This is a genomic window from Variovorax sp. CCNWLW186, from assembly GCF_037203865.1.
Classification (GTDB): Bacteria; Pseudomonadota; Gammaproteobacteria; order Burkholderiales; family Burkholderiaceae_C; genus Variovorax.
Map to the genome: position 1 here is coordinate 80152 of NZ_JBBCBO010000013.1, position 21389 is coordinate 101540.

The 21389-nt window shown below is 66.5% G+C and carries 21 protein-coding genes; 5 read left to right on the plus strand and 16 right to left on the minus strand.

The window, feature by feature from the left end; genetic code table 11:
* Nucleotides 1-20 precede the first annotated feature (20 nt).
* The 3 genes from V9K97_RS16880 to V9K97_RS16890 are packed head-to-tail and all read right to left on the minus strand — an operon-like array spanning nt 21 to nt 3756.
* Nucleotides 21-1193: a phospholipase A gene (locus tag V9K97_RS16880; RefSeq protein ID WP_337319449.1), complete on the minus strand. Its 1173-nt coding sequence runs from the start codon at nt 1191-1193 to the stop codon at nt 21-23.
* Nucleotides 1190-1654, minus strand: a complete 465-nt coding sequence (locus tag V9K97_RS16885) for a hypothetical protein (protein WP_337319450.1) — start codon at nt 1652-1654, stop codon at nt 1190-1192. The genes V9K97_RS16880 and V9K97_RS16885 overlap by 4 nt, the downstream gene beginning before the upstream one ends.
* Complete coding sequence (locus V9K97_RS16890) at nt 1651-3756, minus strand: ATP-dependent helicase (RefSeq protein ID WP_337319452.1); 2106 nt, start codon at nt 3754-3756, stop codon at nt 1651-1653. Before V9K97_RS16890 ends, V9K97_RS16885 begins: the two co-directional genes overlap by 4 nt.
* Before the next feature lie 121 nt (nt 3757-3877).
* On the opposite strand from V9K97_RS16890, the gene V9K97_RS16895 reads away from it, so the two are divergent.
* On the plus strand, nt 3878-4909 hold the full coding sequence (locus V9K97_RS16895; protein WP_337319453.1) for an AEC family transporter: 1032 nt from the start codon (nt 3878-3880) through the stop codon (nt 4907-4909).
* A 30-nt stretch (nt 4910-4939) separates the two neighbouring features.
* On the opposite strand, the gene V9K97_RS16900 is transcribed toward V9K97_RS16895, so the two are convergent.
* On the minus strand, nt 4940-5599 hold the full coding sequence (locus V9K97_RS16900) for a hypothetical protein (RefSeq protein WP_337297998.1): 660 nt from the start codon (nt 5597-5599) through the stop codon (nt 4940-4942).
* A gap of 225 nt (nt 5600-5824) precedes the next feature.
* Between V9K97_RS16900 and V9K97_RS16905 the strand changes: the two genes are divergently transcribed.
* Nucleotides 5825-6037 carry a hypothetical protein gene (locus V9K97_RS16905; protein WP_157611880.1) on the plus strand — a complete coding sequence of 71 codons (213 nt, stop codon included), beginning with the start codon at nt 5825-5827 and terminating at the stop codon, nt 6035-6037.
* 31 nt (nt 6038-6068) lie between these two features.
* On the opposite strand, the gene V9K97_RS16910 is transcribed toward V9K97_RS16905, so the two are convergent.
* From V9K97_RS16910 to V9K97_RS16920, 3 genes are all read right to left on the minus strand, one after another.
* The gene (locus V9K97_RS16910) at nt 6069-8168 is read right to left on the minus strand and encodes a primosomal protein N' (RefSeq protein WP_337319454.1); all 2100 of its coding nucleotides are present in this window, start codon (nt 8166-8168) and stop codon (nt 6069-6071) included.
* 454 nt (nt 8169-8622) lie between these two features.
* Nucleotides 8623-9729 carry a uroporphyrinogen decarboxylase gene (gene hemE / locus V9K97_RS16915; protein WP_337319456.1) on the minus strand — a complete coding sequence of 369 codons (1107 nt, stop codon included), beginning with the start codon at nt 9727-9729 and terminating at the stop codon, nt 8623-8625.
* Nucleotides 9730-10113: 384 nt separating this feature from the next.
* Nucleotides 10114-11424 (minus strand): O-acetylhomoserine aminocarboxypropyltransferase, encoded by a 1311-nt coding sequence (locus V9K97_RS16920; protein ID WP_337319458.1) that lies wholly within the window; start codon nt 11422-11424, stop codon nt 10114-10116.
* Between the two features lie 143 nt (nt 11425-11567).
* On the opposite strand from V9K97_RS16920, the gene V9K97_RS16925 reads away from it, so the two are divergent.
* Nucleotides 11568-12008, plus strand: coding sequence for a CBS domain-containing protein (locus tag V9K97_RS16925; protein ID WP_126747450.1), 441 nt, complete (start codon nt 11568-11570; stop codon nt 12006-12008).
* Nucleotides 12009-12038: 30 nt separating this feature from the next.
* On the opposite strand, the gene V9K97_RS16930 is transcribed toward V9K97_RS16925, so the two are convergent.
* Nucleotides 12039-13031, minus strand: a complete 993-nt coding sequence (locus V9K97_RS16930) for a Bug family tripartite tricarboxylate transporter substrate binding protein (protein ID WP_337319459.1) — start codon at nt 13029-13031, stop codon at nt 12039-12041.
* A gap of 8 nt (nt 13032-13039) precedes the next feature.
* Complete coding sequence (locus V9K97_RS16935) at nt 13040-14131, minus strand: adenosine deaminase family protein (protein ID WP_337319461.1); 1092 nt, start codon at nt 14129-14131, stop codon at nt 13040-13042.
* A gap of 87 nt (nt 14132-14218) precedes the next feature.
* Between V9K97_RS16935 and V9K97_RS16940 the strand changes: the two genes are divergently transcribed.
* Nucleotides 14219-15175, plus strand: coding sequence for a LysR family transcriptional regulator (locus V9K97_RS16940; RefSeq protein ID WP_337319462.1), 957 nt, complete (start codon nt 14219-14221; stop codon nt 15173-15175).
* A gap of 12 nt (nt 15176-15187) precedes the next feature.
* Here the strand turns inward: V9K97_RS16940 and V9K97_RS16945 are convergent, their stop codons facing one another.
* A complete protein-coding gene (locus V9K97_RS16945; protein ID WP_337319463.1) occupies nt 15188-16405 on the minus strand; it encodes a polyhydroxyalkanoate depolymerase in 1218 nt (405 codons plus the stop codon).
* A 101-nt stretch (nt 16406-16506) separates the two neighbouring features.
* On the opposite strand from V9K97_RS16945, the gene V9K97_RS16950 reads away from it, so the two are divergent.
* Nucleotides 16507-17163 carry a glutathione S-transferase gene (locus V9K97_RS16950; protein ID WP_337319464.1) on the plus strand — a complete coding sequence of 219 codons (657 nt, stop codon included), beginning with the start codon at nt 16507-16509 and terminating at the stop codon, nt 17161-17163.
* Nucleotides 17164-17176: 13 nt separating this feature from the next.
* Here the strand turns inward: V9K97_RS16950 and V9K97_RS16955 are convergent, their stop codons facing one another.
* From V9K97_RS16955 to V9K97_RS16980, 6 genes are read right to left on the minus strand one after another with little or no spacing between them, the layout of a single operon-like run.
* The gene (locus V9K97_RS16955; protein WP_126747444.1) at nt 17177-17524 is read right to left on the minus strand and encodes a DOPA 4,5-dioxygenase family protein; all 348 of its coding nucleotides are present in this window, start codon (nt 17522-17524) and stop codon (nt 17177-17179) included.
* 6 nt (nt 17525-17530) lie between these two features.
* Nucleotides 17531-18151 carry a DUF4166 domain-containing protein gene (locus V9K97_RS16960; RefSeq protein WP_337319466.1) on the minus strand — a complete coding sequence of 207 codons (621 nt, stop codon included), beginning with the start codon at nt 18149-18151 and terminating at the stop codon, nt 17531-17533.
* Complete coding sequence (locus V9K97_RS16965) at nt 18148-19194, minus strand: SRPBCC domain-containing protein (protein ID WP_337319468.1); 1047 nt, start codon at nt 19192-19194, stop codon at nt 18148-18150. The genes V9K97_RS16960 and V9K97_RS16965 overlap by 4 nt, the downstream gene beginning before the upstream one ends.
* Before the next feature lie 56 nt (nt 19195-19250).
* Complete coding sequence (locus V9K97_RS16970; RefSeq protein ID WP_337319470.1) at nt 19251-20210, minus strand: SAM-dependent methyltransferase; 960 nt, start codon at nt 20208-20210, stop codon at nt 19251-19253.
* Between the two features lie 20 nt (nt 20211-20230).
* Entirely contained in the window at nt 20231-20656 is a 426-nt protein-coding gene (locus tag V9K97_RS16975; protein ID WP_337319472.1) for a thiol-disulfide oxidoreductase DCC family protein, read from the minus strand.
* Between the two features lie 56 nt (nt 20657-20712).
* Nucleotides 20713-21315 carry a GbsR/MarR family transcriptional regulator gene (locus V9K97_RS16980; RefSeq protein ID WP_258505135.1) on the minus strand — a complete coding sequence of 201 codons (603 nt, stop codon included), beginning with the start codon at nt 21313-21315 and terminating at the stop codon, nt 20713-20715.
* Nucleotides 21316-21389: the final 74 nt, after the last annotated feature.

Sequence of the window (21389 nt, forward strand, 5' to 3'; positions counted from 1 at the left end):
TGTGCATTCATCGGGGCGAATTAAAAGTCCACCAGGCTGAGGCCAATGCTCAGCACGGTGCGCTTCCGGTTGTAGTCCACCAGCGTGTCGCCGTAGCCATGGAACAGCTGCGTGTGGAAACGCAGGTTGCTGGTGGTCGGGTCGCCGATGGCCTTCAGCCACTCGAGTCGCACCGAGCCGCGCCCGCTGTCGCGCAGGTTGTTGCGCACGGTGAGGGCCAGCGTGTTGTCGCGGTTGAAGTTCCAGCGGCCCGTGACCTCGGCGCGGCCGATGTAGCTGGAGATGTCGGGGTTGTCGTCCCTTGCCACGCTCTCCGACAGCCGTTGCCAGACGCGCCCGGTGATGCTGAAGCGGTCGTCGAGCTCGGCGCCGCCCATCAGGTAGACGCGGTTCCAGCTGCGCGACAGCGGCAGGCTCTGGCCGTTCGACTGGTGCACCAGGCCCACGCCCGCATAGCGCCAGCGCCAGCCACCGGGCAGCCTGAAGTCGAGCGGGTAGACATACATCATCTCGGGCTCGTGGTCGGTGGTGCGGAAAGGCCGGGAGATCGAGCCGTTGAACAGCTGCCACGTCGACTGCTGCGAATACGCAAACCAGAGGGAGTCTTTCTTGATCGGGTCGTTCTGCGTGAGCAGGCCCTGCGCAATCTTGGTACGCACCGACAGGCCGATGCGCATTTCATTGGCCTGGTAGTCCACCGGCGAGGCGGTGTGGCCTTCGGAGGGCGACGTGGGCGTGTCGGGCTTGCTGGTGGCGGCCGAGGCCGACACGTTCAGCGGCCGGTAGCCGCGGAACACGAAGGTGCCGCAGTCGCTGCCGTTCTCCAGCTCCCAGAAGCGCGACAGCGCCGAATACTGCCTGTCGCGGCAGCCCTCGCTGGTGGCAACCGACACCACGCGGGTGGCCGGCATGGAGCCGTCCACCGGCGGCGCCGGCTGGGTACTCGCCAACACCGGCGGCGCCACGGGCACCGACACCGAAGGCAGCGTCTGCTGCTGCGCCCAGCGGTCGAAGCAGGCCAGCCGGGCTTCGTTGCTGTTGCCCAGTGCAGCGCACTGCTGCCAGGTCAGTTGGGCATCGGCCAGCGGGCTGGAAGGTTTTTCCACCGCTTGTGCGCTGGCCAGAGACGACGCAAAGAGACCGGGCGCCAGAAGGCTCGCGGCAAGGGTGGTGCGTAGATGGAGTGGATTCATTTCTCTGCGGTCCTTTCCGTCTTTTTCAGAGTGAAGGGATGTGTGGTTTCGTCGGCGGCGTTGCGCCAGGTGCCCCTGAACTCGCGCCCGCAGGAGTCCGGCTGCAGCGTGCCCGACCACACGCCGCTGATGCTGCGCCCGTCGAGCGATTCGTCGATGGCGAGCTGCCCCTCGTCGTCGACATCGCCCGCCAGCTGCGCGACCGATGCGTTGCCCGAAGGAGCACCTGCCGCACGTGTGATGGTGCCGCGCACGCCCACGTATTCGGGGTGCTTGCCAAGCACGACCGTGGCCGCGCCCGGAAGGCCGTCGAAGCGCGCCTGCCAGTTGCCGTACAGCGCTTCCACCGGCAGGTCGCGCGCGGTGGCGGGGCATCCGGGCGGTGCCGCGTTCTGAGCCCCGGGGCCGGCGCATGCGGTGCACAGGGCGGCCAGCGACAGCAGCAGGATTCGCGCCTTCATGACGCGGAGGCGGCCGCCGCCGCAGCCGCAGCACTGTCCTGGGCCTTGCGCGCGAACTCGGCACGCAGGGCCTTGAGCTTCTCGCGCGGGTCTTCGCGCGTGGTGGCCTTGTCCAGGCCCATCTCGGCGATGAAGCGGCTCGGCACGCAGGGCACCATCTCTCGGCCCTGCTTGCGCTTCTTGGTCCAGCTCACGGCCAGGCTGCGCTGCGCGCGCGTGATGCCCACGTACATGAGGCGGCGCTCTTCCTGCAGCCGCTGCAGCGTTTCGTCGCTTACCTTCAGCTGGCGGCCGTTGTCGTCCTCGAGCTTGAAGGGCAGCAGCCCCTCGGTCACGCCGATCAGCATCACGTGCGGCCACTCGAGGCCCTTGGAGGCATGCAGCGTAGAGAGCGTGACCACGTTCTGGTCCTGCTCGCGCTCGCTGATGGTCGAGAGCAGCGAGATGGTCTGCGCCACTTCGAGCAGGCTCTTGCGTTCGCTCTCGACGTTGTTGTCGGCGCCCGAGGCATCGTCGATCACGCCGCCGGCGCGCTGCGACATCCAGTCGACGAACTCCAGCACATTGGTCCAGCGCGCGGCCGCGGCCTGTTCACTGTCCTCGCCGTCGTACAGGTGCTTCTCGTAGTCGATCTCCTTCAGCCAGTCGAGCATGAAGGTGCGCGAATCTTCCGCGCCCATGGTGCGGCGCGCGCGGTATTCCAGGTCGTTGATGTAGCGGCCGAACTCGTGGATGCCCTCCAGCGTGCGCTTGGGCATCACGCTCGGCAGCGACGGGCTGAAGAGCGCTTCGAACAGGCTCAGCTTGTACTGGCTGGCAAAGGTGCCGAGGCTCGCGAGCGTGGTGTGGCCGATGCCGCGCTTGGGCGTGGTGATCGCGCGCAGGAACGCGGGGTCGTCGTCGTTGTTGACCCAGAGGCGGAACCAGCCGCACAGGTCCTTGATTTCGGCGCGGTCGAAGAAGCTCTGCCCGCCCGAGACCTTGTACGGAATCTGCGCCTTGCGCAGCGCCTGCTCGAACACGCGCGCCTGGTGGTTGGCGCGGTAAAGAATGGCGAAGTCGCGAAACTCCTTGTACTGCTTGCCCTGCGCCGTGGCGTCGCCCGCGCGCAGGCTGATGATGCGCGCCACCGCGCGCTCGGCCTCGTGCGCCTCGGAGTCGGCATCGACAATGCGCACCGGCTCGCCTTCGCCCAGCTCGGAGAACAGCGTCTTCGGAAACAGCTTCGGGTTGGGGCCGATCACGTTGTTGGCCGCCCGCAGGATTGCGCTGGTGGAGCGGTAGTTCTGCTCCAGCTTGATGACCTTCAGGTCCGGATAGTCGACCGGCAGCTTGCGCAGGTTGTCCAGCGTGGCGCCGCGCCAGCCGTAGATCGACTGGTCGTCGTCGCCCACCGCGGTGAAGCGACCGCGTGCGCCGGCCAGCGCCTTCAGCACCTCATATTGGGTCGCGTTGGTGTCCTGGTATTCGTCCACGAGGATATGGCCCAGCGTGTTTTGCCACTTGGTGCGCACCTCTTCGTAGTCGCGCAGCAGCTTGAGCGGCATGCCGATGAGGTCGTCGAAATCGACGCTCTGGTAGGCCGTGAGCCGCTCTTCGTAGCGCGCCATGATGCGCGCGGTGATGCGCTCGTTGTCGTCCACCGCGGCGGCCTCGGCCTGCGCGGCGTTCAGTCCCATGTTCTTCCACTTGCTGATGGTCCACTGCCAGATGCGCGCGGTGGCGGTGTCGGTGGTGCCGCCGGCGTCCTTCAATATCTTGGTGACGTCGTCGCTGTCCAGAATGCTGAAGGCCGGCTTCAGGCCCAGCACGGCGCCGTCTTCGCGCATCATGCGCACGCCCAGCGCGTGAAAGGTGCAGATCACCACGTGCTTCGCGTCACGGCCGATCAACCCCTTGGCGCGCTCGCGCATTTCGCTCGCGGCCTTGTTGGTGAAGGTGATGGCCGCAATGCGCTTGGGCTCCAGGCCGGCCTGGATCAGCCGGCCGATCTTGTGCGTGATGACGCGCGTCTTGCCCGAGCCCGCGCCTGCGAGCACGAGGCAGGGGCCATGCAGGTAATTGACAGCTTCTTGTTGCGCGAGATTGAGACCGGAAGACATGAGGAGTGGGAACGGAAGGCCGCGAGGGAACGGGCAGGCGCAAAGCGGGCAATGATACGGGGCGCAGCTCTCGCGCAACCCCGCCGAAGTTCACCATGCGGGATGCAACGACAATCAGCCGGTGCTGCCTGTATTTCTCGTTACCTTTCCTTTCTTCGCGTTGATTGCCGCCGGCTATGGCGCGGCACGCGCGCGCGTCCTGCCGTTGGACGCGATTCCCGGCCTCAACACCTTCGTGCTGTATTTCGCGCTGCCTTGCATGCTGTTGCGCTTTGGCGCCGGCACGCCGATCGGGCAACTGCTCGACGGCAGCGTTGCCCTAGTCTGGGGCGTGAGCGCGCTGGCCGTGGTGGCGGGCACGGTCGTCTTCACCCGCAATGCGCGCATCGGCTGGAACGACGGCGCCTTCGGCGCGCTGGTGGCGGCGTTTCCGAACACCGGCTTCATGGGCGTGCCGCTCCTGGTGGCGCTACTGGGTGCGCAGGCGGCGGGGCCGATGATCATCACCATTGCGTTCGATTTGGTCGTGACCTCGTCGCTGTGCATTGCCCTCTCGCGGCTCGATGGCGCCGGCAGCGCGGGCGGTGGTGCGGGGCATCACGGCCCCCGGCAGGCGGCGCGCCAGGCGCTGCGCGGCGTGCTGGTCAATCCGATGCCGTGGTCCATTCTGCTGGGCGTGCTGCTCTCGGCCGCGCGCTGGCGCCTGCCGGGGCCCGTGGAGCGCACTGTGGCCATGCTGGCCGATGCGGCATCGCCAGTGGCGCTCTTCACCATTGGCGCCGTGCTGGCGCGGTCGGCGCTGCTCGCCCGCGAGCACGCGGCCAGCGCGGAAGTGGCCGCGGCCATGGGGGTGAAGTCGGCGCTTGCACGCAAGGCGCCGCTGGCCGACGTGCTGCCGGTGGTGGGCGTCAAGCTGCTCGTGCATCCGCTGCTGGTGTGGGCGCTGGGGCAGGGCGCCATTGCGCTCGGGCTGCCGCTCTCTGCTTCAGCGCTGGTGGTGATCGTGCTGGTGGCGGCGCTGCCGAGCGCCAGCAACGTGGCCATGCTGGCCGAGCGCTTCGGCGCCGACAACGGCCGCATCGCACGCATCATCCTGTGGACGACGGTCGCAACCTTCTTCAGTTTTCCGTTGGCCGTGGGCCTGCTGCGCTGAGCCGGGGCGCTGCAAGGCGCTGCTGTCGAATCAGGGTGTCAGCACGCCGAGCTTGAACGGATCGGCGTCCGAAAGGCGCTCGCACTTGGTGAAGTCGCGGCCCTGGGTGCCGTCGCAATAGAACGCGTTGTAGATGTAGCCGAACAGCGTGGGGCTGGCCGTGAAGAGCACGCCGTGATCGGGCTGCCAGTTGTCCTTGACCGGCTCGGAGCCGAGTTCCGCAGCGCTGCCAGAGCCGGCGGCAACGGCGGAGGCGGGCGAGAACTCGGCCAGTGTCTTGTGCACTTCGCCGCCGCGCCACCGCATGGCCAGTTCGGAGGCAGTGGGCCTGGCGGCCACCGGCAGCAGCACGCCGTTCACTTGGAAGCCGTCACCGAAGCGATGCGTCTTGCCGGCAAGAAAGGCGTAGGCGCAGGCGGCCAGGCACTGGCCGCGGATTTCGGTTTCCACCCCGCTCGAGCGAATGGCCTCGGCATAGGCGCCGGCTGCTTCGGCGGTGCCGCCGAACGAGTCCTCGAACACCACGGTGCGCACCGTGCCTTTGCCCAGGTGCTCGGTAAAGGCCTTGATAGCCGTGCCGTCGAGCATGCCCGACACCACCAGCCGGCTGCCCTGCAGTTCGAGTTCGGCCGCGGAGCATGCGAAGCATGCAAAAAGAAGAGCCCAACCGAGAGATGAAGGCAGTTTCACGGCAACCCCTGGCGACCAGCATTCTTGCTTGACGCGCGAGGCCGGAACGGGCCCGCGCTGTAACAGCTTGAATAGCGGGTGGGCATGCAGTCAACCGCTTTTTCAGATTATTTCCGATTCGCGTGTAGGCCATAAGCCATAGCTATCGTTACCACTACAGATGAGTGCTTGTGTTTTCAAAACACTGCTAAAGTGTTTGCAAATCAAAGTATGTATGGGGGCACTATGGCAATACTTGTTCGTATTCTGCTGTGGCTGGCCTGGGTCGCCAGCGTGGGCTGGTTGTGGCATGCCGACACCCTCGGCACCGCCACCTCGCTCGCGTTGGGCGCCTTGAGCCTGGTGGTGTTCGCATGGCCCGGAAGCATCGCTCGGCGGCGCAGCAGCGAGCTGCGCTACGTCGACATGGGCAAGGAGCCCGCGGGCCTGCACCACTGACAAAGGCCGGCCTCGGTAAAAGGCCGCTGCCTCAAATGCTGTGCGGGTCGACGTCGACCAGCCAGCGGATCACGCCCTTGCCCTCGGGCGTGCGCCGCAACGCGTGCAGCAGCGGCTGCCAGGCTGCCAGCAGGCGCTGCAGCGCGGCGCGCGACGGGCTTTCGATCAGCATCTGCGCCCGTTCCACATTGGCCACGCGCTGAATGGCCAGCGGCACTGCGGGGTAGCGCAGCACGCGGTCGGCGCCTTCGAGTGCATCGGCCGCGGTGCTCGCCGCATTCAAGAAGGCCTGCGCGGCTTCCTGCGAGCGCGCATCGGCGCGCAGCAATGCCTGGAATGCAAACGGCGGCATGCCGGCCGCGGCGCGCTCTTCGAGCTGCTGCCGCGCGAAAGCGGCGTAGTCGTGCCTTCGCAGCGCGGCAAAGAGCGGATGCTGCGCATGGTGCGTCTGGATCCACATCTCGGCCGTGGCGCCTTGCGCTGCCAGGTACGCGGCATCGCGCCCCGCGCGTCCGGCCGATTGCATCAGCAGGCTGAACAGCCGCTCGGGCGCGCGAAAGTCGCTGGAGAACAGCGCGCCGTCGGGGTTCACGGCGGCCACCAGCGTGATGCGCCGGAAGTCGTGCCCCTTGGCAATCATCTGCGTGCCGACCAGCACGTCGACCTCGCCCGAGTGCACCGACGCGAGCTGCGATTCGAGTGCGCCCTGCTTCTTGGTGCTGTCGGCATCGATGCGCGCAATGCGCACCGCGTTGCCGTCGGGCCGCTTCACGCTGGCGAACAGCTCGGCCAGGTGCTCTTCGAGCCGCTCGGTGCCGCGGCCCACCGGCGCGATGTCGGGGTTGCCGCACGCCGGGCAGGCGCGCGGCACGCGCTCGGTAAAGCCGCAGTGGTGGCAGCGCAGCGTGCGATCGATCTTGTGGAACACGCGGTAGGCGCTGCAGTGCGGGCATTCGCTCTTCCAGCCGCAATCGGCGCAGGCCAGCACCGGCGCATAACCGCGGCGGTTCAGGAACACCATGCTCTGTTCGCCGCGCGCAATGCGCTGGCCGATGGCGTCGAGCAGCGCGGCCGAGAGCACGGTCTTGGGCGGCTGCAGGTTCATGTCGACCAGCCGCACGCCAGGCAGTTCGCCGGCGCCGATGCGCGAGGGCATGGCCAGCCGCACATAGCGCCCGCCCGGGTCTTCGCCCTCGGCGGGGCGGCTCTGGTGCCAGCTCTCGAGCGACGGCGTGGCCGAGCCGAGGATGACCTTCGCACGTTCGCGCTGGCCGCGCCACACGGCGAGGTCGCGCGCCGAATACCGTGCGCCTTCCTGCTGCTTGTAGCTGGGGTCGTGCTCTTCATCGACCACGATGAGCTTGAGCCCCGGCATCGACGCGAACACCGCCATGCGCGTGCCCAGCACGATGCGCGCGGCCCCGCTGTGCGCCGCAAGCCAGCTTGCGAGCCGCTGCGGGTTGGTCATGCCGCTGTGCAGCGACACCACCGCGTCGTCCCCGAAGCGTGCCTTGAAGCGCGCTTCGAGCTGCGGCGTGAGGTTGATCTCGGGCACCATCACCAGCGCCTGCGCGCCGGCGTCGCGCGCGAGCAGGTCGGCCACGCAGCGCAGGTACACCTCGGTCTTGCCGCTGCCGGTGCTGCCAACCAGCAGGAAGGTGCCTGTCTCGGCCTCGATGCGCGCGAGGGCTGCGGTTTGCTCCGGGCTGAGCGCGATCAGGTTGGCGGCTTCGGCAGTCTCGGCCACCGGCCCGGTGGTGGTCTTGCGCTTGAGGCGGCGTGCCAGTTGCGTGCCGGTCAGGTCGCGCAACTGCGGCGGCAGGGCCGCGAGCGCGATCTCGCCGATCGAGCGCTGGTAGTACCGCGCGGCAAAGGCGACGAGATCGCGCCAGGCTTCGCCGAGCGGCGCGAGCGCATCGAGCGCCGCACCCACGGGCTTGAGCGCCATGTCGGGCTCGGCGCCCTCCAGCGAGCTGGGGTCGTTCCAGACCACGCCCAGCACTTCGCGCCGGCCCAGCGGCACCCGTACCAGCGTGCCGGGGGCGAGCGGCGCCGCGCTGGCGTAGCTCAGCAGGTCGCCAAGCGCGGCATGCGCTGGCGTTTGAACGGCGATGTCGAGCCGCCAAGCCATCGCGGCGGGCGTGTTCGCCGGCGCTGCCGGGGTTTCCGGGGCAGGGCTGCTGGCGGTGGAAATGGGCGTCTCTGTTGGCAAGGTTTGTTAATGCGACTTTGAGCAAAATCACTTAAGTCGTTGATTTTCCTGTGCTTTGAAGCTCATCCAGAGATTCTGTGGATAACTTTGTTGACAACAGGGCTCGACACGCCGCGGAGCCTTGAAAATCAAGCGTCTGACTGGATTGCCCTCAAAAAAAGCAAAGTTCAAATCCTATATAAATCAACCACTTACGCACGCTACTTGTTTAGGAGCAAAGAGGGGCCCGCCTCAGATAATCTTGCGCAGTGCAGCACGTGTTTTGTGCATAAGTCGGGCCTCCTACACCGTTTTTACGCTTGACAAACGGCTGCGAACTGCTTTTCAGGGAAAACCAGTTCGCCGACGCGCGCAGGCCCGCCGGGTAACAGTTTCAACCGCGCAGCGCGCGGGATTGTGCGTGCACCGCCTGCACCAGCGCCGCCACGTGGTCGGGCGGCGTAAATTGGCTGATGCCGTGGCCCAGGTTGAAGATGTGGGTCGGCCCCTTGGCCGAGCCGGCGTGCGGCTTGCCGAAAGCCTGCAGCACCTTGGCCACCTCGGCCTCGATCTGCGCCGGGGGCGCGAACAGCACGTTGGGGTCGATGTTGCCCTGCAGGGCCTTGGCCTTGTCGTCATTGCCTTCGCCGACCAGGCGGCGCGCGGACGCGAGGTTCACGGTCCAGTCGACGCCGAGCACTTCGCAGTCGAGTTCGCGCATGGCTTCGAGCCACAGGCCGCCGCCCTTGGTGAACACGATGCGCGGCACGGGCTGGCCGTCGGCACCGTTGCGCTTCAGGCCGGCCAGCACGCGTGCGGTGTAGGCAAGGCTGAATTCCTGAAATGCGCCGTCGGCGAGCACGCCGCCCCAGCTGTCGAACACCATCACGGCCTGCGCGCCGGCGTCGATCTGCGCATTGAGGTAGGTGGCCACGGAGTCGGCGTTGACCGCGAGCAGGCGGTGCATGAGGTCGGGGCGGCTGTAGAGCATGCTCTTCACGAGCCGGTAGTCGCTCGAGCCGGCGCCTTCCACCATGTAGCAGGCGAGCGTCCAGGGGCTGCCCGAAAAGCCGATGAGGGGTACGCGGCCGTCGAGCGCTTTGCGGATCGACGCCACGGCGTCGAACACGTAGCGCAGCTTGGCCATGTCGGGCACTTCAAGCGCGGCAACGGCGGCCTCGTCGCGCACAGGCCGTGCAAAGCGCGGGCCTTCGCCGGCCTCGAACGAAAGGCCAAGGCCCATGGCGTCGGGCACGGTGAGGATGTCGGAGAAAAGAATGGCGGCATCGAGCGGATAGCGCTCGAGCGGCTGCAGGGTGACTTCGGTCGCGTAGTCTGTGTTGGTCGCGAGCCCCATGAAGCTGCCGGCTTTGGCACGGGTGGCCACGTACTCGGGCAGGTAGCGACCGGCCTGGCGCATGAGCCAGACGGGGGTGTGGTCCGTGGCCTGGCGCCAGCAGGCCCGCAGGAAAGTGTCGTTTTGCAATGGGGCGAAAGGCATGTCCTGATTGTCGCAGGGGGCTGTGCTTTCTTTTCGAGTGCTGCTGTTCTGGGGGTTGTTGTTCTGGGCGCTGTTGTTCAGGGCGCCGCTGTTCAGGGCGCGTGCACAGGCCACCGGGTACTCCCCTCCGCGAATGTCCCCCGCCTTCGGCTCCTCCTTTATTTCGCTGCGGGGAGCACCCGATGCCCTGTGCACACCGGGCGCTGCGATTGTTCCGCTCGATCAACCACCGCTCTGTGCAACGCTCACGTCGATGGGGTGCCTTGCGCAGCGAAATAAAGGAGGAGGCCGCAGGCCGGGGGACATTCGCGGAGCAAGGTACCCCGTCGGCGGGTGCGCGCCCCGAATGAACCCAAGAGCACCGAACACGAACACAAAGCATCCTCAACCCCCCGCCTTTTCCGCAGCCTTAAGCGCCCGCTTCAGGTCGTCGATCAGGTCCGCCGGATCTTCAAGACCGATCGAAAGCCGGATCGTCCCTTGCGAAATGCCCGCACCCGCCAGCGCCTCGTCGGTCATGCGGAAGTGCGTGGTGCTGGCCGGGTGGATCACCAGGCTGCGGCAATCGCCCACATTCGCAAGGTGGCTGAAGAGTTTGAGCGCTTCGATGAATGCCTTGCCCTGCGCGCGGCTGCCCTTTATGTCGAAGCTGAACACCGCGCCCGCACCGCGTGCGCCGTGGCGCAACAGCTTTTGCGCCAGCGCGTGGCTCGGGTGCGATTCGATCAGCGGATGGCCCACGCGCGACACGAAGGGGTGGCTGGCGAGAAATTCGACCACCTTTTGCGTGTTGTCGATGTGGCGCTCCATGCGCAGCGGCAGGGTTTCGATGCCCTGCAAGATCAGCCAGGCGGTGTGCGGGCTCATCGAGGCGCCGAAATCGCGCAGGCCTTCGCGCCGCGCGCGCAGCAGGAATGCACCGACCGTGCTCTCCTCGCTGAAGACCATGTTGTGAAAGCCGTCGTAGGCCTGGGTCAGCTCCGCGAATTTGCCGGATTTTTCCCAGTCGAAACTGCCGCCGTCGACCACCACGCCGCCAATCACGGTGCCGTGGCCCGAGAGAAACTTGGTCGCCGAGTGGTAGACGAGGTCGGCGCCCCAGTCGAAGGGCTTGATCAGGTAGGGCGAGGTGAGCGTCGAATCGACCAGCAGCGGCACACCGGCTTCGTGGGCAATGTCGCTCACCGCCGGAATGTCGAGCACGTCGAGCCCGGGGTTGCCTACGGTTTCGCCGAAGAAGAGCTTGGTTTCGGGGCGCACCGCGGCGCGCCAGCCGTCCAGGTCCCCGGGCTTCACGAAGGTGGTTTCGATGCCGAAGCGCCGAATCGTGTAGTGCAGCAGGTTCTGCGAGCCGCCGTAGAGCGCGGTGCTGGCCACGATGTGGGAGCCCGTGCCCATGAGCGTGGCGATCGAGAGGTGCAGCGCCGCTTGGCCGCTGGCGGTGGCAATGGCGCCGATGCCGCCTTCGAGCGCCGAAACGCGCTGCTCGAGCACCGCATTGGTGGGGTTGCTGATGCGCGAGTAGACATGGCCCGCGCGCTCCAGGTTGAAGAGCGCGGCCGCATGGTCGCTCGATTCGAAGACGAAAGAAGTGGTGAGATGGATCGGCACCGCCCGCGCGCCGGTGGCGGGGTCGGGTGCGGCGCCGGCGTGCAGCGCCAAAGTATCGAATCCGGGGTCGGAATAGCCGGGCATGAGCACCTTTCTGGGTTCGTTCGCAATGCCCCGTTACGTCTGCTAATCATGCGCGCGCATCATGGGCGTGGGAGTCGGCGCCGATTGTGGGCTATATTCAATTCGGCACCGCCGCCGAGAACGATTTCCGAGAGGAGCACACGATGAAAGTCAGCGACATCCTTCGCGTCAAGGGCAACACGCTCTTCACCATCACGCCTGACGACCTGCTGGCCGAAGCGGTCAAGACCATGGCGGAAAAGGACATCGGCTCCCTGGTGGTCATGGAACACGGCGACCTGGTCGGCATGCTCACCTTCAGGGAAGTGATCGTGGCCCTGGTCGACAACGGCGGCCAGGTGGGCGGCACGCTCGTGCGCAAGGCCATGGACGACGCGCCCGTCACGTGCACGCTCGAAACCGAACTCGACGAAATCCGTCGCATCATGCTGGAGCGCCACGCGCGCTACATGCCCGTGATGGACAAGCGCATGCTGATGGGCGTGATCAGCTTCTACGACGTGGCCAAGGCCGTGGTGGACAGCCAGAATTTCGAAAACAAGATGTTGAAGGCCTACATCCGCGACTGGCCCGAAGAGCAGTAACCAGCCGCACTCCGGCTCTGGCCGGCGAGCTTATTCCTTGATATTGGCCGTCTGCACGATCTTCTGATTGCGGGCGTACTCGGCCTGCACAAACTGCCCGAACTGCTCCGGCGTGCCGCTGCCGGGCAGGGCGCCTTGCTCGTTGAACTTGGCACGCACCTGCTCCTCGGCCAGCACCGCGTTCAACTCCTGGTTGAGGCGCACCACCACGGCGGGCGGGGTCTTGGCGGGCGCGAAGATGCCGGTCCAGCTCACCATGTCGTAGCCCTTGAGACCGGGCATCTCGTTGAAGGTGGGCACGTTGGGCAGTGCCGCCAGGCGCTGGCTGCCGGTAATGCCCAGCGCCTTCAGGCGGTTGCCGTTCACATGCGGGATGGCGCTGGTGCTGACCAGCATCGCCAGGTCGACCTGGTTGCCGATCACGTCGGTGGCAATCTGCGCGCCGCCGCGGTAGGGCACGTGGGTCACGAAGATGCCGCTGCGCTGCTTCAAAAGCTCCATGGCCAGCTGCAGCACCGTGCCGACGCCCGAAGTGGCGTAGTTGTAGGCACCGGGCTTGGCTTTGGCGAGCTTCACGAAGTCGGCATAGGTCTGGGCCTCGAGGCCGGGGCGAGCCACCAGCACCATCGGCGCGGTGTTGAGCATGCCGACCGGGGCCAGATCCTTGAGCGGATCGAACTTGAACGCCGAAGGGTTGACCAGCCGCCCAATGGCAATGGCGCTATCGGGCCCGACCACCAGCGTATAGCCGTCGGGCGCCGCATTCACAGCCTTGGCCACGCCGATGGCGCCGCCTGCGCCGCTCACGTTTTCGATGACGACCGACTGCTTCAGCCGCTCGGCCAGCCGCGTGGCAACGAGGCGGGCGTTGACGTCCACGCTGCCGCCGGCCGTGTAGGGAACGATCAGCGTGATCGGCTTGGCGGCGGGCCAGGCGGCCTGTGCGAGTGCGGCGGCGGGCAGCATCGCGCAGAGAGTGGCGGCAAGAAGAGTGCGGCGGGGCAGGCTGGGAGGGTTGGTCATGGCTTGGCTCATTGCGGGTGGGCGGATTGCGGTTCTTGTGCAAGGCGGGCGCGCAGCGCGTCGAACTCCTGGCTCCATTGCGTGCGCCATGCGCGGCGCTGGGTGTCGTCGATCCATGCGCCGTCGAGCCCGTTGTGCATGAAGCCGCGCAGGTCGTCCAGGCCAAAGCCGAAGTCGCGCACCATCATCAGCCAGGCCTGCGTGGGCGTGACCTTATGCAGCGTCGGGTCGTCGGTGTTGGGATGGATGCGCAAGCCCAGGCCGGGCATGCGCCGAATGGGGTGGTCAAGTGCCCAGCGCTCCGGCGGCAGGGTGCGCAAGTAATAGGAGTTGGTGGGCACCACGGTAAAGATCACGCCGCGCTCGGCGCACTGGCGCGCGAAGTCGGGCTGATCGACCACCGTGTAGCCGTGGTCGATGCGGTCGACCTGCAGCATGTCGAGCGCGGTGCGCACATTCGTCCAGGGCATGCCGAACTCGCCCGCGTGCGCGGTGGCCTTGAGCCCAGCGCGCCGGGCTTCGGCGTACGCCTGGGCAAAAAGCTCTGGCGGCCTGTCGACCTCTCTGTAGTCGATGCCGATGCCGATCACCTCATCGCAGCGGTGCGCCTTGACCCACCCGACCATTTCGACGGCAGCCTCCGGGCTGGCCTCCCGGTCGATCGCTGCGATGAGGCGGCCGGTAATACCGAACTCCTGCTGCGCGTCCTGGATGGCGCGCACGATCGCGCACTGCGCCATCGGATACGGAATGCCGGAGCCGTGCACGGTGCCTGTCGGGTTCCAGAAGAACTCGGCGTAGCGCACGTTGTGGGCCGCGGCGTCCTCCAGGTATTCGAGTGTCAGCTGGTACAAGTCGCCGGGGCTGCGTACCAGCTGCGCGTCGAGTGCGCGCAGCACGCGCAGCACGCCGACGGGCTTTTCGCCGCGCGTGTAGAAGCCTTCGATTTCGTCGGCCGCCAGGGGCGAACCGGCGCGATGGTTGAGTTGCTTGAAGGTTTCGTGGCGCACCGTGCCGAACAGGTGGCAATGCAGCTCCACCTTGGGCATCGCATGCAGCATGGATTCCAGCGTGGGGGGCGGCAGATCGGGGCGGTTCATGCCGGGCAGTCTAGGGAGCGGCGCCCCATAAGCAAAATTTTGAATTTCTATAATTTGATTCACTGAATCAATCGCCGACCCAACTCCATGGCCTCTTCGCCGCTTCGGGCGCTCACGCTGCGCCAGCTTCAGTTCTTCTCGGTGCTGGTGGAAGAAGGGCACTTCGGCCGCGCCGCGCGCCGGTTGGCTATTACCCAGCCGGCGCTGAGCAATGCCATCAAGCAGATGGAAAAGCTGCTGGGCGCGGAGTTGCTGACCCGTTCCACCCACCGGCTGGAGCTCACGTCGGTGGGCGCCGAGGTGCTGGCGCGCACCGACTTTTTGGTCAATGCGTTCGACGTGGCGCTGCGCGATATCGAGAGCACGGTGCAGCGCGGGCGGGCTTTCGTGCGCGTGGGGGTAATTCCTTCGGCGAGCGGGCGCGTCACGGCCGCGGCGAGTGAATTTCTCGAAACCGGACGGCGCGAGGTCGAAATTGCCTGGCGAGACGCACCGTCGACGGTCTTGCTGGCCGAACTCCGCAGCGGCCAGCTCGACATGGCGGTTGCCGCCATCACGGAGCCACCAGGCGGCCTGACCTGCGTCGACCTGTTCCGCGACCCGCTGGTGCTGGTGGTGCGGCGCGACCACGCATTGGCCGCGGCCGATGACGCGAGCTGGGAGGCCATCGGCAAGGAACGGGTGGTGCTGTTCGAGAGCGGCAGCATGCCGGCGCTCGGCAACCCTGCCCGCGCGCAATTCGAGCAGGGGCCCGAGCCCTACCGCGTCAGCTATTCCGAAACGCTGTATGCGCTGGTGCGAAGCGGCCAGGCGCTGGGGCTGATGCCGCGGCTCTATACCTCGTCGCTGCGCGACCCGGAGCTGGTGGTGATTCCGCTGTCGAAGCCGCGCATCGAGCGGCGCGTGGTGCTGGCCTACCTGCCGGGGCCGATGCGCAACGTGGCGGCGCAAGAGCTGATTGCGTTTTTGCGCGATCGGCTTCCGCAGGCCGGCGAAGCCGCGGTGCGGCGCGTGGCGGCGAAGGGCGCGCGGAGTCGGCGCTGAACGCTGATTGATCTAGTGCAGCTCAGCCGCGGCGTGAATGGTTTCGCGCACGCGCGGATAAATCTGCGCATTCCACTTGCTGCCGCTGAAAACGCCGTAGTGGCCCACGCCGGCCTGTAGGTGGTGCACCTTCAGGTAGGGCCGGATGCCGGTGCACAGGTCTTGCGCCGCCACCGTCTGACCGACCGCGCAGATGTCGTCGCGCTCGCCTTCGACCGTGAGCAGCGCGGTGCGGCGGATGGCGGCCGGGTTCACCGTGCGGTCGCCCACGGTGAGCACGCCGCGCGGCAGGTCGTAGGTCTGGAACACGCGTTCCACCGTCTCCAGGTAGAACTCGGCCGGCAGGTCGTTTACCGCCAGGTATTCCTCGTAGAAGGCGGCAATGGTGTGCGCCTTCTCGATCTCGCCCTCGACCAGGTGCTTGGCCATGTCTTCGAACTGCTTCTTGTGCCGCTCCGGGTTCATGCTCATGAAGGCCGAAAGCTGCAGAAAGCCAGGGTACACGCGCCGCATCACGCCGGCATGCGGCCACGGCACGTGGCTGATGAGGTTGCGGCGGAACCACTCGATGGGCTTGCTGGTGGCGAGCTTGTTCACCCCAGTCGGGTTGATGCGGCAATCGACCGGCCCCGCCATGAGCGTGAGGCTGCGCGGCGTGGCGGGGTTGTCGTCTTCGGCCATGAGCGCTGTGGCGGCCAGTGCGGCCACGCAGGGCTGGCACACGGCCACCATGTGCACGCCCGGGCCGACCGCTTCCAGAAACTGGATGAGCTGCAGCGTGTAGTCGTCCAGGCTGAAGCCGCCGTGCCATAGCGGCACGTCGCGCGCGTTGTGCCAGTCGGTCAGGTACACGTCGTGGTCGCGCAGCAGGGTGCGCACGGTTTCGCGCAGCAGCGTGGCAAAGTGGCCCGACAGTGGTGCAACCAGCAGCACGGGCGGGTGCACGGCCTTTGTGTCCTTGCGGAAGTGCAGCAGCGTGCCGAAGGGCGAAACCAGTGTTTTCTCTTCGTGCACGGCGGTTTCCACGCCGTCCACCACAACGCTGTGAATGGCGTAGTCGGGCCGCGAATGGGTGAGCCGCATGCGCGAAAACACCTCGAACTGGGCGGCCATGCGCCGCACCATGGTGCGCTCGGTGCCGTCCTTCCAGAGTGCCTGGCCGAGGTACTGGGCTGCGAGCCGGGAGGGCGAGAGCAGGTCGGCTTGGTTCTGGTAGGCCCGGTACAACATATAAGTAATACAGGCAAGTTGCGGGCCAAGCGGTGGCACAGGCCTTGCACGGCCATGGGAGCCAACCCGGCAGCTAGGCAGACCCGCCAAGGAGACCCACGATGGCCAAACCCGTTCTCACCATCAGCAGCAAGAACTACGGCGCCTGGGCGCTGCGGGGCTGGCTGATGTGCAGGCTGGCCGGGCTGGACTTCAGCGAAAAGATCATCCCGCCTGACGATCCGGCCATGAAGGCCGAGATGCTGCTGCTCTCGTCGTCGATGCTGGTGCCCTCGCTGCAGCACGGCAGCGTGAAGGTGTGGGACACGCTGGCCATTGGCGAGTACCTGAGCGAGATCAAACCCAAGGCCGGGCTGCTGCCCGCCGACATCCAGGCCCGCGCGCATTGCCGCGCGATCTGCGGCGAAATGCATTCGGGCTTTGCCTCGATGCGCGGCGCCTTGCCGATGAACATCAAGGCCCGGTTTCCGGGTTTCAAGATCTGGTCGCGCGCGCAGGCCGACATCGACCGCATCGTCGCCATTTGGCGCGAATGCCTGAAGACCTACGGCGGCCCCTTCCTCTTCGGCAAGCAGCCCGGCATGGCCGACGCCATGTACGCCCCGGTGGTCACGCGCTTTCTGAGCTACGACGTGCCGCTCGACACCGTCTGCGCTTCTTATTGCAAACGCGTGATGGACTTGCCCGCCATGCAGGAGTGGGTGACGGCCGCGAAGCAGGAACCCGAAGAGATCGACGAACTGGACGCGGAGTTCTGAGAGCGGCCGGCCACTAGTGCCGGAACATCCGCAAGTCGAGCGCGCTTTCTTCGCCGAGCCACATGGCATGCGCCGTGTGGTCGGCCAGGTCGTCGCCCGTGACGCCGTGCACAAAAATGTCGAGGCCGTTGCGGTTGGCTTCCAACCATTCGATCACCTGGTCGAACTCGGCCGCGTCGAATGCGAGTTGGCAGCTCCAGTGCGGATGCGGCCCGACCAGGCGCTCATGCACCCGGCCGACCACCACCATCAGCTCGCGGCCCGCGCGCTCGCACAGCTGCCTTGCCTGTGCGACCGTGTCGGGGCCGAAGTAGACGTGGGCGTGGTATTGCGGATAGAGGTTTTCAGGGCGGCGCGGCATAGCGGCTCATTGTGGCCCTAACCTGAAGCGCCCGCTGTAGCGGAATACGTCGCCGAACCAGCGGTGGCGCAGCACCATCTTCATGGTGAAGCCGTCGGCATCGGCCGGATCGGGCCGCTCCTCGACGTAGGCCGTGCCCAGCAGCAGGCCCAGCGGCAGCGGCAAGCGCAACTTGCCAAGGCGCCAGATGTAGCCTTTGTCGCGAAACACCAGCGCGCCTTCTTCCGCGCTCACGGCCAGGCGCATGCCGATGCCGAAGCGCACGTATTCGATGACCTCGCTGCTGCGCTCTGCCACATGGGCCATGTGCGAACGAAAGTGGAACGGCGCGCGGCCTTCGAAGCGGAAGACACGGTCCCAATACAAGAGGGCGTCGTCCGGCCGGCAGCGGTAGTGCACTTCGATCGGCACGCCGGTGCCGGTGTAGGGAACGAGTGCCCCGAACAGGCGGCCGAAGGGCATGAGCAACCGTGCCCAGGGTGCGTGGTGCACTTCGTCCATGGTGCCGCGCACGCACACGTGGGCATTCGAAAACGGCGCCATGGTGTAGTGGCGGCGGATCACGTCGCCCAGCCGCTCCCAGGCGGGGCCGAGCACTTGCTGGAAGACGGGCCGGCTGTCGTTCATGCGGCCGCCGCGACTGCTTCGCTGCGCACCTTGTAGAAGCGCAGGATGTGCTCGGAAAAATCGCCGAGGAGAAAGTGTGCCACGCGGTCGGCATACCAGTTGAAGCGCGTGCTCACGCGCCATGAAACGTCGATGCGAAGCTCCGTACCGCCGTCGCGCGGCGTGAGCGTGTAGGCCGAGTCGCGCAGGTCGAAATAGTGGCCGCCGATGAGTACGTGGTCGTCCAGCGCACCAGCCGGAAAAGAGTCGGGCGAGAAGCGATAGCGCCATTCCACGCGCTTCAGCGGCTGCCAGTCGGTAACGACCTCGTCGAAGTGCACGTTCTTCTGCCATTGCACTTTGCGCACGCGGCCTTCGGGCGTTTGCTCGGTGACAGCCGCCACGGGCATGGGCACGCCGATGCGGTACGCCCACGCATCGCCCACTTCGGTGGGGCGAATGTCGCGCACATCGTTGAGCTCATGCCACACGCGTTCGGCGGGCGCGGCGATGAAGACCGTGCGCGACGTTTTCGAGATCAGCTCCGGGTTGGGCAACTGCGGCTCGATGGCGCCGAGCAGCAGCGGCAGCACCGCAAAGCTATAGAGCGCGGGCTTGGGCCAGTTGGTAACGCGGCACACCAGCCCCATGGCCAGCCCGCCAAGGCTGCCCATGAAGGCGAACATCGGCACGATCACGATGGCGCAGATCATTCCCTCGATGTAGACCAGCAGCGTGCCGACCACGAACAGCGCGGTGGCAACCCAGGGCGCCCAGATGTAGTAGCCCCAGCCGCGCCGCTCGATTCGCTCGGCCATGTAGACCGTGACGGCACCGCACACCGCGGGCGCAAGGTAAATGAAGGAGCCCAGCATGGCCGAGAAGCGCTGGCCCGGCAATCCGCTGAAGGCGATGCGCAGCACGAAGGCGGCCGCGGCGCCCACCAGCAGTGGCCAGAACCATGCGAAGGGCATGCGGCGTATTGGCGGCTCCTGCATTTCTGCGGCGCTGGTCGTGGTGGGCGGCAACTCGCGCGGTGTGGCTTCTTCGGGTTCGGTGCTCATGAAGGTTTCTTCTCCTCGTTGTGTTTGCTGGCTTGTTGTTTCGGTGGCGCTTGTTGTCAGCCGCTGCGCCTGGCGGTCACCATGCAGTAGTCGAAGTCGCGCCAGAAAACGCCCAGCACCAGGGCGCAGTAGCTCGCGACGATGTGCTTGCGGCGCCAGGGGCTGAGCTTGCCGCGCGCCTTCCAGAGCTCGGCCAGCGCAAAGCGCGTGGCCAGCGCCGGAATGTGCAGCGCGCTGGGCGCGACGCGCCAGCGCAGCGACTGCACCTCGATGTCTTCGAACCCGTTGTCGCGCAGTGCGGCCACAAAGTCTTCCTGCACGGCCAGCGTGGGCACGGCCCAGCTGTCAGCCCACAGGCGGTGCAGCCAGCCGGCTATTCGGCCGGGCTGGCGCCGCAGCAGAAAGCCATCGACCACCGTCAGCCGAGCGCCGGGCTTCAGCAGGCGGGCCGCCTCGCGCACGAAATCGGCCTTGGCCGTGCCGCTGGCGTAACAGGCGCTCTCCACCGCCCATGCGCCGTCGGCTTGCGCCGCCGGCAGGCCGGTGCGCGTGTAGTCGGCCTCGATGTGCGCCATGCGATCGGCCACGCCGGCCCGGGCGTCGAGCCGGGCGGCGATGCTGTTCTGCACCGCCACGTTCGTGACGGTGACGGCATACAGCGACGGGTCTTCGCTCACCAGCGTGCGCGCGGTGGCACCGGCGCCGCAGCCCAGGTCGATCACGCAGCGGCGGGGTTGTGCGGCTTCCTGCTTCGAATCGGGAGCATCGGGCTCGTCGAGCTTCAGTGCACGGCCGACAGCCCGGTTCATCTCCACGAGCATGCCTTCGCGCCGCAGCGGATTGAGCCCGAGCCGCCAGAAGCCGAAGTGCATGTTGTAGCTGGGGCTCCATGCGCGGTAGTCGTCGGCCACCTCGGTGAAGTAGTCCTGCGTGTCCGCGCGTGTGATGGCCGGGTTGGACAGCGGAGCTTCAGGCGTCTGCGCCGCGCGGAAATCGGGCTGGAAAACATTGGGCACAAAAAGCTCCTTTTTTCTTTTCAGATTCGGCAGTTGCCGCCGGCACATGTGGCCGACGAGCGGGCGGCCTTCCCGGCCAGCAGGGTGACCAGCCAGCGCGGCAACCGGTAGCGGTTGCGCGCAAGCACCGCATAGGCGCGGTCGGCCAGCGGCGCGACGAGCGGCAGGTCGAGCAGGAAGCTGCCGCTCGGCAGCCCGACGGCATCGCGGCAGGCCCGAATGGCGGGGACGCCCGCGAACACCTGTCCGGCGGCGTCTACCGCGTGAATCGCCGTCATCAGCGCCTTGCGCGGCGCGGGACCTTCGCTGAAGCCCGGCGGCGAGCAATCGACCAGCTGCAGGCGCTCCGCGGCATCGCGCGCCTTCATGCCGTCCATCTCGGCCGTGCAGAGGGCGCAGGTGGCGTCGCAGTAGACGGTGAGGGGGTAGGTGACAGCACGGTGCATGGTTTTGTTTCGTTATTTCTGTCAAAACAGAAATGATTGGGCAAAAAAAGAGAAGCTCAGATCATCGGCAGGCTGGCGTGATGGGCATCCGGGTCATCGTCGTTTTTCTTCGGTGCCGTGGGCGCCGCCGGAGCTGCATCGCCGCGAACGAACTTCTGCACGCTGGCGCCCAGCGTCAGCACCTTGTCGAGCGTGCCGGGCGAGAGCCGCAGCATTTCGTCGGCCCACGTGGCGAGCTTGCTCATCAGGTCCATGGTGGAGCGGATGCGGTCTTGCGCATCGGCAGGCTCCTTCTGGAAGTCGGGGCTCGAGACGATCTCGCGCAGCACGCGGATGGTGGGATCGAACTCGCGTTCCTTGCGCTCGCGCACCACGGTGCGAAACAGCTCCCACACGTCGACGCTGGTTTCGAAGTAGTCGCGGCGGTCGCCGAGGATGTGCGTTACCCGCACCAGGTTCCAGGCCTGGAGTTCCTTCAGGCTGTTGCTCACGTTGGAGCGGGCCACGCCCAAGGTGTCGGAGAGCTCTTCGGCATGCATCGGCTTGCCGTGCGCAAACAGCAGCGCATGAATTTGCGAAACCGTGCGGTTGACACCCCACATGGAGCCCATTTCGCCCCAGTGGAGGACGAACTTGCGTTGGATGTCGGTGAGTTCCATGCCTAGAAGTCTATGATTTTAGAAATTTCTGTCAATAGAGAAATGAAAATTAATTTGCGCGTGCTGCTGGTTTG